Here is a 14,410-nt window from a genome sequence, read left to right as displayed (position 1 = left end):
TGTAATAGGTGCTTTTGTTGGTCAAACTTATGGTGATCCTGACTACCGTAAAGGCGACGGCTCTTTAAGATCATTTAATACAGGGCTTTATACAACGTATTTAGATGAAAGTGGTTTTTACCTAGATGGTGTAGCGAAATATGCACGTCAAAAAAATCATTTCAAAGTGAAAGATACTGCTGATAATCGCGTTCAGGGTACCGGTCATACCAATGGACTTGGCGTATCATTAGAGCTAGGTAAAAAATATCAAATCAACGATTTTTATATTGAACCACAAACGCAAATCGCTTATAGCCACCAAAATGGTACATCAATTAATGCAACCAACGGGCTTAACGTCAAATTAGGTAACTATAACTCATTAATTGGTCGTGCTTCTGCATTGTTTGGTTATCAAGTCAATACCGAAAATAGCAACATTAACCTTTATGCTAAAACAGGCATTGTTCGGGAATTTGATGGCGATACTTACTACAAACTAAATGGAAATAAAGAGAGCCATTCATTTGAAGGAAACTGGTGGAATAACAGCATAGGTGTAAGTGCTCAAGTTAATAAAGCACATACTATTTACCTTGATGTTGAAAGCTCTACGGGTAATCGATTTAATTTACTACAAGTAAATGGTGGTTACCGTTATTCTTTTTAATCTAACCAGACCATAAAGCCGCATTATAATATGAAAATTAAAAATCACATTCTAAATCATATGAATGTGATTTTTATCTCAATAAATCAGCAAGTTTCTTACCGTATCATCTATTGCTCAAATAGAGAACATAGTCTGCTATTTTACAACGTTTTTATTTAGAATGAATTCATATAGATAAATGGGGAAATATTTATTCCCGCTAAGTAAAAATAATTTGACATTTATTATTTAAATGATAATAATTCTCATTAACATTTAAATAATAATATTTATGTAAAAAAAGATAACTATTTCTAATGATTATATCAGATATAACAACTCACGACTTTGTTACTATTTAATTGATTTCTAGTATGTTATACAACAGGAGCTGATAATGGAATTTAATTTATTCAATAACAATAATAAAACAGTATTTAGGACGATACTGTCATCGTTAATTATAATTGCTGGACTATTTTGTTCAGCCCAAGCAGCCGAAAAAAAATTTAAAGTCGTGACAACTTTTACCGTGATCCAAGATATGGCTAAAAACGTCGCCGGTGATGCCGCTGATGTTGAATCGATTACAAAAGTGGGAGCCGAAATCCACGAATACGATCCGACACCACAAGATATTACTAAAGCCCTTTCTGCTGATTTAGTATTATGGAATGGTTTTAACTTAGAATTATGGTTTAAACGTTTTTTTGAAGATATTAAAGATGTGCCCTCTGTTGTAGTTACTGAAGGGATTGAACCGATGCCAATTCAAGAAGGTAGTTATAAAGGTAACCCAAATCCTCATGCTTGGATGTCTCCGACACTTGCTTTAACTTATATAGAAAATATTCGCGCAGCGTTTGTTAAATATGATCCTAAACATGCTGATATTTATAACCAAAATGCAGCTGACTATATTGCCAAGATAAAAGCGCTTGATGCCCCACTGCGTGAACGTTTAACTAAAATTCCTGATGCTCAACGTTGGTTAGTAACCAGTGAAGGGGCTTTTAGCTATCTAGCTCGAGATTATAATCTAAAAGAAGCTTACTTATGGCCCATTAATGCAGAACAACAAGGAACACCAAAACAAGTTAAAAATCTTATCGACTTAGTCAAAGCAAAAAACATTCCTGTATTATTTAGCGAAAGTACCATTTCAGATAAACCAGCAAAACAAGTAAGCAAGGAAACCGGTGCCAAATATGGAGGCGTTTTATACGTCGATTCTTTATCAACAAAAGATGGGCCTGTACCTACATATATTGATTTATTAAAAGTTACTGTTGAAACAATAGCTAAAGGATTTGAAAAATAATGACTCAAATTTGCCTAAATGTTGATGATATTACCGTGACTTATAATAATGGTCATACAGCAATTCATGATGCCAGTTTTAAGCTCAATGGCGGCACTATATGTGCCCTTGTTGGCGTAAATGGAAGCGGTAAATCGACTTTGTTTAAAAGTATTATGGGAATAATCAAACCAACTCAAGGACGCGTAACATTTAATAATATTCCAGTAAGGCAGGCATTAAAGCAAAATATCATTGCTTATGTTCCACAGACTGAAGAAGTTGATTGGGACTTCCCCGTTTTAGTTTCTGATGTTGTGATGATGGGACGATACGGGCATATGTCTTTTTTTCGTATTCCGAGTCAGGAAGATAAAAAACAAGTTGATATTGCACTTGAACGCGCCAATATGCTTGATTTTAAACATCGACAGATCGGTGAACTTTCAGGTGGGCAAAAAAAACGTGTTTTTTTAGCTCGAGCATTGGCTCAGCAAGGAAAAGTATTGCTATTAGATGAACCCTTTACCGGTGTTGATGTTAAAACAGAAAATGCAATCATTGATTTGCTTAAAGCGCTGCGTAAAGAAGGGCATTTAATTTTAGTTTCAACCCATAATTTAGGCAGTGTGCCTGAATTTTGTGATCAGGTGGTGTTGATTAATCAAACTGTTCTGGCATTTGGTCCAACTAAAACCACATTTACTCCTCAGAATTTAATGACAACCTTTGGTGGTGCATTACGTTATTTAAGTCTATCTGGTGCTCAATTACATGAAGACGAAGATCCGCGTAAAGTATCGATACTAACCGATGACGAACGTGCAGCGATTTTTTATGGTGAAGGTAAGGATGATTCACCTCATCAAAATTTACTTGTTGAACAGCAAGGTAATGAACCAAAAGGACAACAATAAATGGAATTCCTACTTGAACCTTTTACTTATAGCTTTATGTTTAAAGCCATTTGGGTAAGTAGCATTGTAGGGGCCGCCTGTGCGTTTTTATCGGCTTTTTTAATGCTAAAAGGCTGGTCACTAATGGGGGATGCACTTTCCCACTCAGTAGTACCAGGTGTTGCCGGTGCCTATGCGCTTGGGCTACCCTATTCTGTCGGCGCTTTTTTTACAGGATTACTTGCCGCACTGGCCATTATTATTGTGCGCACCATTACTCGATTAAAAGAAGATGCAATTATTGGTTTTATCTTTTCTACTTTTTTTGCTGTCGGCCTGTTAATTATTTCACTCAATCCAACTTCCGTTAATGTGCAAACTATCATTTTTGGTAATATTCTTGGCATTGACGATAGTGATATGTGGCAAGTACAAATTATCATCTTAGTGTCATTTATACTATTACTGTTGTTTTGGAAAGATTTGTTAGTTGTTTTCTTTGATGAAACTCATGCCAGATCAATTGGTTTAAAACCCTTACAATTAAAAATTCTTTTTTTCACTATTTTAAGTGCTTGCACAGTAGCCGCTTTGCAAACGGTGGGCGCAATTTTAGTTATCGCAATGGTCGTCACCCCTGGCGCAACGGCTTACCTATTAACGAATCGTTTTTCACATCTATTAATTATTTCGGTCGTGATTGGTGCATCAACCAGTGCAATAGGTGCTTGGATTAGCTATTTTCTCAATGGTGAAACCGGTGGTGTAATTGTTACACTACAAACCTTAGTTTTTATGACTGCATTTTTATTTGCACCTAGACAAGGCTTAATTTCTAATAAGCGAAAAATAAAACAATCAAAGTTAAAGAAAGGGGCAAATGTATGACAGAATTATGGGATTTTATCTATTATCCATTAACCTTGCCCCTTATCCAGCGTGCTATTTTAGCCGCCATGGCAACAGGTATAGTTTGTGCACTACTTTCTTGCTTTTTGGTTTTAAAAGGTTGGTCATTAATGGGCGATGCCATCTCGCATGCTGTATTACCTGGGATTGTGTTAGCTTATTTAGCAGGCATTCCAATTATCATTGGTGCATTTGTTTCTGGCTTATGTTGCTCTGTGGCAACTGGCTACATTAAAGAACATAGCCGAATTAAAGAAGATACGGTAATGGGCATTGTCTTTTCAGGCATGTTTGCTTTTGGCTTAGTGCTTTTTTCAAAAGTCGACACATCACAACATCTAAATCATATTTTATTTGGCAGTGTGCTTGGGACAAGTTACGATGAATTAAAACAAATCATCTTAATTGCTGCCACAGTTTCAATTTTAATCATTATAAAACGTCGAGATCTTATGCTATATTGCTTTGATGCAATACAGGCTCAAGTGATCGGATTACCCGTTCGCTTATTACATTATGGTTTGCTCAGTGTGCTTGCTTTAACCATAGTCGGTTCACTCAAAGCTGCTGGGGTGATTTTAGTGATTGCCATGTTAATTTCCCCTGGCATTACTGCATTTTTACTTACTAAACGTTTTGATCTAATGTTGATTATTGCTGTTATCGTTTCGGTATTTTCAACATTGACAGGCACATTGATTAGCTACTATTCAGACGCATCCACCAGTGCCTGCATTGTTATTTTACAAGCAATTATTTTTGTTATAGCACAGGTTTATCGATATGTCGTTAATAAAAGAACACAAAACTAACTGAACTTGCGCAAATGTTTAAAATCAACCATTTGCGCATCTATATTAGCAATATAAAAGTAATTACTCGTCATCCAAATATTTACTTGAATCGGCGTAATTATCAAAGCGCGAAAACTGGCCTTGGAACTTTAATCTAACTTTACCAATAGGACCATTACGTTGCTTACCTAAAATAATTTCGGCAATACCTTTATGTTCTGAAGCCTCATTATAAACTTCATCACGATAGATAAACATAATCACATCGGCATCTTGTTCAATGGAACCTGACTCACGTAAGTCCGAGTTAACCGGTCTTTTGTCTGCTCGCTGTTCCAAACTACGATTAAGTTGTGATAAAGCAACAACAGGAATCTGTAATTCTTTCGCTAATGCTTTTAAAGAACGTGAAATTTCAGCGATTTCTAAAGTTCGATTTTCAGACATATTAGGAACACGCATAAGCTGTAAATAGTCGACCATAATCATACTCAAACCTTTATGTTCACGATAAATACGTCTTGCTCTTGAGCGTAATTCCATAGGGGTAAGTCCCGATGAATCATCAATATAGATATTTTTTTTCTCTAAAAGCAATCCCATCGTACTCGATATTCTGGCCCAATCATCATCTTTCAGCTGACCTGTTCGAATACGTGTTTGATCAACCCGAGAGAGCGATGCCAACATACGCATCATAATCTGTTCTGAGGGCATTTCTAAACTGAAAATCAGCACAGGCTTTTCTTGCATCATTGCTGCATTTTCACACAAATTCATAGCAAAAGTCGTTTTACCCATCGATGGTCTTGCTGCAATAATAATAAGATCTGAACGTTGTAAACCAGCTGTTTTCTTATCTAAATCAATAAATCCGGTTGAAACACCTGTCACTCCGTCGTGTGGACGCTGAAAGAGCTCTTCAATTTTGGCAACCGTTGCCTCGAGCACATCAGTAATACTCTTTGGTCCTTCACCCTGTTTTGTTCGGCTTTCCGCTATTTGGAATATTTTACTTTCGGCTAGATCTAAAATTTCGCTACTATCTCGCCCTTCAGTTGCATAACAGTTATCAGCAATATCATTTGATGCGCTAATCAGTTCACGTAAAATCGCTTGCTGACGAATAATATCACTGTAAGCAACGACATTAATTGCACTTGGGGTATTTTTTGAAAGTTCAGCCAAATAGGCAAATCCGCCAACATCAGCAAGAATATCCTTACTTTCTAAACTTTCCGATAGTGTAATTAAATCAATCGGCGTACCTTTACCGACCAAAGTATGCATTTCTGAAAAAATTAATTGATGATGACGAGAATAAAAATCGCGCTCAGTAATCATTTCAGCCACAACATCCCATCGTTGATTATCAAGCATTAAACTGCCAAGCACGGCTTGTTCTGCTTCAATAGAGTGTGGTGGCAATTTGATATTATGCAGTTTTGATTTTTTTGTTTCTTTATTTTTATCATCTTTACTGGAATTGATATCATCACTATTCATTGCATTCATCTTTTTAGTTAAATTGGATTAGTTATAAGCAATTATGCTTAATGTAAAAATAATGGACCTAAAAAAGAATTGGGGATCTGATATTTCGATGGATAGTCCACTTGAACCAAATACAACCCTTCCGGTTTTGCTGTTGCAGCAGCGAGTGTTCGATCTTTAGCTTTGAGCAAATCAAAAATCCATTGTGGCTGCTGATTGCCTGCACCGACCTCGATTAAACTGCCTACAATATTACGTACCATATGATGCACAAAAGCATTCGCTTTGATATCCACAATAATATATTCAGCTTGCCTTGTCACTTCAATATGATGAATATTACGCCAAGGGGTTAATGACTGACACTGAGCCGCTCTAAATGATGTAAAATCATTTTCACCTAATAAATATTGCGCAGCTTGATGCATTAATGTTTCATTCAATGGCAAATAATAATGAGAAACACCTTTAGCTAAAATTGCCGGTCGATAACGATGATTATAAATCACATAACGATACCGCCTTGCCGTTGCACTAAATCGTGCATGAAAACTATCATCGACTGAGTGTGACCACCGCACAGCAATATTAGTTGGTAAATGCGAATTCACCCCCATCGTCCAGGCACCGTGTGAACGTTGGGCTTGGGTTTCAAAATGAACCACCTGCCCTGTAGCATGCACACCGGCATCGGTTCTGCCCGCGCAAAAAACGGTAATGGGTTCATTAGCGACAATCGATAAGGCCGTTTCTAACCTTTCTTGAACAGAGTCGTGCGACTGCTGCTTTTGCCAACCAAAATAGTCACTACCATCGTACTCAATACCCAGTGCAATTTTACAGATAGTCATTAATGAGTATCTCTAGGGTCTCTATCAGCATCAATGCGCCTAAATAACGAATATTATCTGCAACTGACCAATATTGAATTTGCTCATAATTACCATAGCTGTGCCTTAGATTAGCTAATTTTATGGTTAATTTATCTTCAGATTCAGTATTGACCTCGGTAACAGGGGTAGGCAAATCATCATTTTGCACTTCGACGCCATAGTCATTAAAACGTGTCATATCTAATTCAATGGGTAAACTACTTGACACATTGACTGATTGCGCAAGCCCATAAAAAACTGGAACAATGATCGATTCAATTGATACCGGCAATTGATAATTATTCATTACTTTGCGAATTTGATTTACTTGTGATTTTTCGCTGAGTGTCAAATGCTCAGTTTGATGAGAAATCGGTAACAAATTAAAGGCTAATTGATTATCAAATATGGCATTTTCAACTGGCATTCCATTTAACAACCGAGCACTCTGCCCCGCTAATTCATCAACCCCTGATTTACCATATAAAGAGGATGGAATAAAATTAGTAACATGCAAATTGGTAAGTAATTCAATATCTGTCAAAGGTGCAATACAACGTAATAATTGGCAGACTGTTGCACTAGCAACAGCAATGATATTTTCATTACGATACTCAGTTAAAACATTATTATTTACCTTAGGAACGACTAAAGGAATATGATCCTCATCGACAAAATAACCACTTGCATCAATCACAATGCAGCCCGATTGCGCTGCTATCTGCGCATACGTTTCACTGGTTTTAACACCCGCAACAAAAAAAGCAAAATGGCATTGTCCCCAATCCATTTGATTACTATCAACAACCGTTAAATTTTTACCCGAAAAACGTACAATTTCGCCTTCACTATTATCACTGCCAACTAAATAAAGATTTTCAATTTCGAATCGATTAGCTTGTGCTAAGTTATCTTGTTGTAACAATTCAACTAATGCAGAACCAACTTGCCCTGTCGCACCAACAATCGCAATATTCCATGCAGACATATCTTAAACCTAATTAAAAAAAGTATAGGCTATTATACCATTATCTTATCTAAGATAGCGCAAAAGATCATAACAAACATGATGTAGTATTTCTAACCCATTTATGTTTAACCAAATAGTCTATATAAACTATAGGGTAATGTAATTATCATTCGCCAACATTGATTAAAATTAATAGTTTTTAATTCTATAATAGAATTTTAGAATTGATTATTTTTTTTATTACTATTACCTTATTTTTATAAATTATTCGGAAAAACTCCTATTAGTAAACGTCATATATCTTTTTAAAAAAGTTAAAACTTTTTATGTTTTCAAAATTGATAGGAAATCATTAATTGTTACCCTATTTTTTGCATAGAGCATATTAGTCCTTCTTCCTTATTACTCTTTCAACACCCTAAAAACAACCGACTCATTTTTAAACCATTATTGACCATCTTCATGTTGTGTCTTTTTATTATCCTCGGATAAAGGGTTACCTTCTTCCTTACAAAGCACTTCAGGATCATAATAAAAAAAGAACCATCCACAGCCATCTTTAGATGGCCTAATACACCAATCAACATCGAAATTCCAATCAGTTAAATATTTTCCCTGAACAATTAATTTGGTTATATAGTTTTTACTTATTTTGTCTAAATTAATATTATTAACGTTCTTCCATTTCAGAAGAGTAAAAATTCTTTCTGCAAGCTTTATATGGGTAGCTATAGAGTTTTTTCTTACGATTAAACAAGCCGATCCAATTAGTAAACCAAGCGAACTAAAACCGATGAAAAGATTTTCCAAAGAAAAGTCTAAAACAAGATAATTCATTAATAATACACAAAAAATATAAAATATTAACGCAGGCCAAAAACAAACTTTTAAAGCTTGGTTACGCCCAGCATAGCATGGTGGGATAAGAGAAATAATTTGCTCACTGGGTTTCAACATGGCATAAACCTCGTAATAATCATCACGTTTTTCAGCAATTACTTCAACTTGATCACCCTTATTAAATTTATAAAAACCCAGCCAACCTTTAAGGGTAATATCATTATCAAGTTTGGCAGTAATATATTGTGCTTTAACATAATTACTAAGATCACCGCCATTAGCATGACCCAAAGCCGCGAGCCCTGCTGCGGTATTACCGTTTAATGTAGCAAGTAAAGCGCCTCTTTGTAATTTAGCTTTTTGTTTTTCTCTTTGTTCTTCACTTAAATAAGCGCCATCAGCAAGTGGAGCATAACAAAAGAGCCCTTTAAAATCAGTTAGTGTACCTGTTAATTTTATTAAGTCTTTAGGTGGCAATGTTGGATCTTCTATTTTGAGTCCTGTTTTTTTTAACACCTGATCTTTATCTTTATAAGTGATATCTTTGCCGTCATATTTTGCATAGCACATATTCGGTCTTATTCCTTATTGCTATTTCAACACCCTAAAAACCACCGACTCATTTTTAAACCATTATTGACCATCTTCATGTTGTGTCTTTTTATTATCCTCTGATAAAGGGTTACCTTCTTCCTTACAAAGCACTTCAGGATCATAATAAAAAAAGTACCACCCATTACCACTTAGGGAAGGTTTTATATATGGATCTGTATCTTGCTGCCAATCAGTTAAAACTTTCCCTTGAGTAATTGATTTATCGATATATTGTTTACTTACAGTAATTAAATTAATATTTTTGACATTTTTCCATCCTAAAAGAGTGAAAATTCTTTCCGCAAGTTTTATATGAGTAGCAATTGAATTTCTCTTAACAATTACTGAAGCCGGTCCGATGAGTAAACCAAGCGAACTAAATCCGATTAAAAGATTTTCGAAAGAAAAGTCTAAAACAAAATAATTCATTAATAATACACAAATGATATAACATATAAATACTATCCAAAACCAAGCTTTAAAAGCTTGATTGCGACCAGCATAACAGAGGGGGATAATAGAAATAATTTGCTCGCTGGGTTTTAACATGGCATAGACTTCATAATAATCATCACGTTTCTCGGCTATCACTTCAACTTGATCACCCTCATTAAATTTATAATAACCCAGCCAACCTTTGAGGGTAATATTATTATTAAGTTGGGCAGTAATGTATTGTGCTCGAAAATAATTACTGCGGTCGCCACCATTAGCACGCCCCAATGCTGCAAGTCCCGCTGCGGTATTGCCATTTAACGTAGCAAGTAAAGCACCTTTTTGAAGTTTGGCTTTCTGTCTTTCTTTTTGTGCTTCACTTAAATAAGCGCCATCACCAAGTTGAGCATAACAAAAAAGTCCTTTAAAATCAGATAGTGTACCTGTTAATTTTATTAAGTCTTTAGGTGGCAACGTTGGATCTTCTATTTTAAGCCCTGTTTTTTTTAACACCTGTTCTTTATCTTTATAAGTGATATCTTTGCCATCATATTTTGCGTAGCACATATTCGGTCTTATTCCTTATTGCTATTTTAACACTCTAAAAACAACCGACTCATTTTTAAACCATTATTGATCATCTTCATGTTGTGTCTTTTTATTATCCTCTGCTAAAGATTTGCTTTCTTCCTTACAAAGGATTTCTGGATCGTAATAATAAAAACTCCAACCTGCGCCTGATTTAGGCGGTCTAATATATGGATCTGTATTATAATTATATGCACTTGAGTATTTACCTAGCATCGTTAATTTAACAACATATTGTTTACTTATTTTAGTTAAATTTATATTTGCAATATCTTTCCAACCTAATAATTTAAAAATTCTTTCGGCAAGTTTTATATGAGTGGCGATTGAGTTTTTGTTTACAAGTAAACAAGCCGATCCAAATAATAAACCAGTAACAGTAAAACCAATGAAAAGATTCTCAAAAGAAAAGCCTAAAATAAGGTAAGTCATCAATAAAGTTAACACAATGTAAAAAATAAACATTGGCCAAAAATACATTTTTAAAGCTTGATTGCGACCTGCATGACATAATGGAATAAGTGAAATAATTTGCTCGCTGGGTTTTAACATGGCATAAACCTCGTAATAATCATCACGTTTTTCAGCAATTACTTCAACTTGATCACCCTCATTAAATTTATAAAAACCCAGCCAACCTTTAAGGGTAATTTCATTATTAAGTTTGGCAGTAATGTATTGTGCTCGAAAATAATTACTTCGGTCACCGCCATTAGCATGGCCCAATGCGGCTAAACCTAAAGCTGTATTGCCATTTAACGTAGCCAGTAATGCCCGCTTCTGTAATTTAATTTTTTGTTTTTCTTTTTGTTCTTCACTTAAATAAGCGCCATCACCAACTGGAGCATAACAAAAAAGTCCTTTAAAATCAGATAGTGTGCCTGTTAATTTTACTAAGTCTTTAGGTGGCAACGTTGGATCTTCTATTTTAAGCCCTGTTTTTTTTAACACATGATCTTTATCTTTATAAGTGATATCTTTGCCGTCATATTTTGCATAGCACATATTCGGTCCTATTCCTTATTACTATTTCAACAGCCTAAATACAACCGACTCATTTTTAAACCATTATTGACCATCTTCATGTTGTGTCTTTTTATTATTATCTGATAGAGGTTTACCTTCTTCCTTACAAAGCACTTCAGGATCGTAATAAAAAAAATAAAGTCCTTCACCAGATTTAGTTGGTTTAATGTATTGATCAATAAGATCGTTGTACACATATGAATATTTACCACTAGCTATTAATTTCTTAACATATTGTCTACTTATGGAGATTAAGTTTATATTAGCGACATTTTGCCACCCTAAAACTGTAAAAATTTGTTCTGAAAGTAAAGCAAAAGTTGATATTGATTTTTTGTATAATAAAAAGTAAGCAGGACCAAAAAGAATTCCGGAGCCGATGTATGCACTAACAATATCGTCTAAATTAAAACTACCGAAAAAATATAAAATAATTGCGGTAAAAATCACATAGAATAAAAAAAGAGGTAATTTAAAGTATTTAAACAATTGTTTTCGACCACCTAAACAAAGTGGAATTATTGAAATAATATGCTCACTGGGTTTTAACATAGCATACACTTCATAATAATCATCATGTTTTTCAGCGACTACTTCAACTTGATCACCCTCATTAAATTTATAAAAACCCAGCCAACCTTTAAGGGTAATATCATTATTAAGTTTGGCGGTAATATACTGCGCAGGAAACAAGTTACTACGATCACCACCTTCAGCATGTCCCAAAGCCGCGAGCCCTGCTGCAGTATTACCATTCAAAGTAGCAAGTAAAGCACCTTTTTGAAGTTTGGCTTTCTGTTTTTCTCTTTGTTCTTCACTTAAATAAGCGCCATCACCAAGTTGAGCAAAACAAAAAATCCCCTTAAAATCAGATAATGTACCTGTTAATTTTACTAAATTTTTAGGTGGCAACGTTGGATCTTCTATTTTGAGTCCTGTTTTTATTAACACCTGATCTTTATCTTTATAAGTGATATCTTTGCCGTCATATTTTGCATAGCACATATTCGGTCTTATTCCTTATTGCTATTTTAACACCCTAAAAAAAATCGACTCACTTTTAAATCATTATTGATCATCTTCATGTTGTGTCTTTTTATTATCCTCTGCTAAAGGTTTGCTTTCTTCCTTACAAAGGATTTCTGGATCGTAATAATAAAAACTCCAACCAACACCAGATTTAGGCGGTCTAAAATACGGATCTATTTTATTATTATAATCATTTGAATATTTACCTAAAGCCATCAATTTAACAATATATTGTTTACTTATTTTGGGTAAATTAATATTAATGACATCTTGCCAACCTAATAAATTAAAAATTTTTTCAGCAAGAGTAATATGGGTTGCAATGCAATTTTTACATACAATTAAGACAGCCAATCCAAACATTATACCTAAAGTCCCGAAACCTATGAAAATATTCTCCAAACTAAAATCTAAGAAAAAATAGTTCATCAATACTCCACAGAAAATATAAAATATAAGCGTTGGGAAAAAATAATGTTTTAAAGCCTGATTACGTCCGCCCACACAAGGAGGAATGATCGAAATAATTTGCTCACTAGGTTTTAACATGGCATAGACTTCATAATAATCCTCATGTTTTTCAGCAATTACTTCAACTTGATCACCATCATTAAATTTATAAAATCCCAGCCAACCTTTAAGGGTAATTTCATTATTAAGTTTGGCGGTAATATATTGCGCAGGAAACAAGTTACTACGATCACCCCCATTAGCATGTCCCAATGCGGCTAAACCTAAAGCTGTATTGCCATTTAACGTAGCCAGTAATGCCCGCTTCTGTAATTTAATTTTTTGTTTTTCTTTTTGTTCTTCACTTAAATAAGCGCCATCACCAACTTGAGCAAAACAAAAAATCCCCTTAAAATCAGATAATGTACCTGTTAATTTTACTAAATTTTTAGGTGGCAACGTTGGATCTTCTATTTTGAGTCCTGTTTTTATTAACACCTGATCTTTATCTTTATAAGTGATATCTTTGCCGTCATATTTTGCATAGCACATATTCGGTCTTATTCCTTATTGCTATTTTAACACCCTAAAAAAAATCGACTCATTTTTAAACCATTATTGACCATCTTCATGTTGTGTCTTTTTATTATCCTCTGATAAAGGGTTACCTTCTTCCTTACAAAGCACTTCTGGATCGTAATAAAAAAAATAAAATCCATCACCATTTTTTGTAGGTCTTGAATAAGCATCTGTATTTTTGCGAGGTTCTAAAGAATACTTATTTTGAGCAATCAATTTAGCAATGTATTGTCTGCTCACTTTTAATAAATTAATATTACTTACGTCTTTCCATCCCAAAAGGGTAAAAATTCTTTCTGCAAGTTTTATATGGGTAGCGATAGAGTTTTTATTTACGATTAAGCACCCCGATCCAAATAAAAAACCAGTAACAGTAAAACCAATGAAAAGATTCTCAAAAGAAAAGCCTAAAATAAGGTAAGTCATCAATAAAGTTAACACAATGTAAAAAATAAACATTGGCCAAAAATACATTTTTAAGGCTTGATTGCGACCTGCAAAACATAACGGAATAAGTGAAATAATTTGCTCGCTAGGTTTTAACATGGCATAGACTTCATAATAATCATCATGTTTTTCAGCGACTACTTCAACTTGATCACCCTCATTAAATTTATAATAACCCAGCCAACCTTTAAGGGTAATATCATTATTAAGTTTTGCGGTAATATATTGCGCAGGAAACATGTTACTACGATCCCCCCCATTAGCATGACCCAATGCGGCTAAACCTAAAGCTGTATTGCCATTTAACGTAGCCAGTAATGCCCGCTTCTGTAATTTAATTTTTTGTTTTTCTTTTTGTGCTTCACTTATGTAAGCACCATCTGCAAGTGGGGTATAACAAAAAAGCCCTTTAAAATCAGATAGTGTGCCTGTTAATTTTACTAAGTCTTTAGGTGGCAATGTTGGATCTTCTATTTTGAGTCCTGTTTTTTTTAACACCTGATCTTTATCTTTATAAGTGATATCTTTGCCGTCATATTTTGCATAGCACATA

14 protein-coding genes are annotated in these 14,410 nt (G+C 34.5%); 5 read left to right on the top strand and 9 right to left on the bottom strand.

The window, feature by feature from the left end:
• From J3U56_RS01950 to J3U56_RS01930, 5 genes are all read left to right on the top strand, one after another.
• On the top strand, positions 1-652 hold a 652-nt coding region (locus J3U56_RS01950; RefSeq protein WP_267366487.1), incomplete at its 5' end, for an autotransporter outer membrane beta-barrel domain-containing protein.
• Positions 653-1,031: 379 nt separating this feature from the next.
• Positions 1,032-1,955, top strand: coding sequence for a metal ABC transporter substrate-binding protein (locus tag J3U56_RS01945; protein WP_267366485.1), 924 nt, complete (start codon positions 1,032-1,034; stop codon positions 1,953-1,955).
• The gene (locus tag J3U56_RS01940; RefSeq protein WP_267366483.1) at positions 1,955-2,851 is read left to right on the top strand and encodes a manganese/iron ABC transporter ATP-binding protein; all 897 of its coding nucleotides are present in this window, start codon (positions 1,955-1,957) and stop codon (positions 2,849-2,851) included. The genes J3U56_RS01945 and J3U56_RS01940 overlap by 1 nt, the downstream gene beginning before the upstream one ends.
• Positions 2,852-3,718 carry a metal ABC transporter permease gene (locus J3U56_RS01935; protein ID WP_267333397.1) on the top strand — a complete coding sequence of 289 codons (867 nt, stop codon included), beginning with the start codon at positions 2,852-2,854 and terminating at the stop codon, positions 3,716-3,718.
• Positions 3,715-4,551 (top strand): metal ABC transporter permease, encoded by an 837-nt coding sequence (locus tag J3U56_RS01930; protein ID WP_267366481.1) that lies wholly within the window; start codon positions 3,715-3,717, stop codon positions 4,549-4,551. The genes J3U56_RS01935 and J3U56_RS01930 overlap by 4 nt, the downstream gene beginning before the upstream one ends.
• Positions 4,552-4,614: 63 nt before the next feature.
• On the opposite strand, the gene dnaB is transcribed toward J3U56_RS01930, so the two are convergent.
• The 9 genes from dnaB to J3U56_RS01885 form a co-directional block, all read right to left on the bottom strand.
• The gene (dnaB, locus tag J3U56_RS01925) at positions 4,615-6,039 is read right to left on the bottom strand and encodes a replicative DNA helicase (RefSeq protein WP_267366479.1); all 1,425 of its coding nucleotides are present in this window, start codon (positions 6,037-6,039) and stop codon (positions 4,615-4,617) included.
• A gap of 47 nt (positions 6,040-6,086) precedes the next feature.
• On the bottom strand, positions 6,087-6,878 hold the full coding sequence (truA, locus tag J3U56_RS01920) for a tRNA pseudouridine(38-40) synthase TruA (RefSeq protein WP_267348955.1): 792 nt from the start codon (positions 6,876-6,878) through the stop codon (positions 6,087-6,089).
• Positions 6,865-7,887, bottom strand: a complete 1,023-nt coding sequence (locus J3U56_RS01915; protein ID WP_267366477.1) for an aspartate-semialdehyde dehydrogenase — start codon at positions 7,885-7,887, stop codon at positions 6,865-6,867. Before J3U56_RS01915 ends, truA begins: the two co-directional genes overlap by 14 nt.
• A gap of 429 nt (positions 7,888-8,316) precedes the next feature.
• Positions 8,317-9,279 carry a putative type VI secretion system effector gene (locus J3U56_RS01910; RefSeq protein WP_267366476.1) on the bottom strand — a complete coding sequence of 321 codons (963 nt, stop codon included), beginning with the start codon at positions 9,277-9,279 and terminating at the stop codon, positions 8,317-8,319.
• Between the two features lie 63 nt (positions 9,280-9,342).
• Entirely contained in the window at positions 9,343-10,305 is a 963-nt protein-coding gene (locus tag J3U56_RS01905; RefSeq protein WP_267333390.1) for a putative type VI secretion system effector, read from the bottom strand.
• Between the two features lie 63 nt (positions 10,306-10,368).
• Positions 10,369-11,331, bottom strand: a complete 963-nt coding sequence (locus J3U56_RS01900; protein WP_267366474.1) for a putative type VI secretion system effector — start codon at positions 11,329-11,331, stop codon at positions 10,369-10,371.
• 63 nt (positions 11,332-11,394) lie between these two features.
• A complete protein-coding gene (locus J3U56_RS01895) occupies positions 11,395-12,357 on the bottom strand; it encodes a putative type VI secretion system effector (protein WP_267333388.1) in 963 nt (320 codons plus the stop codon).
• A 63-nt stretch (positions 12,358-12,420) separates the two neighbouring features.
• Positions 12,421-13,383: a putative type VI secretion system effector gene (locus tag J3U56_RS01890; RefSeq protein ID WP_267333387.1), complete on the bottom strand. Its 963-nt coding sequence runs from the start codon at positions 13,381-13,383 to the stop codon at positions 12,421-12,423.
• 63 nt (positions 13,384-13,446) lie between these two features.
• Positions 13,447-14,409, bottom strand: coding sequence for a putative type VI secretion system effector (locus J3U56_RS01885; RefSeq protein ID WP_267366472.1), 963 nt, complete (start codon positions 14,407-14,409; stop codon positions 13,447-13,449).
• Position 14,410 lies beyond the last annotated feature (1 nt).

The organism is Gilliamella sp. B2824 (assembly GCF_026536245.1).
Taxonomy (GTDB): Bacteria; Pseudomonadota; Gammaproteobacteria; order Enterobacterales; family Orbaceae; genus Gilliamella.
The sequence above is the reverse complement of the archived record's forward strand: the minus strand, read 5'-3'. Positions and strand labels throughout refer to the sequence as shown.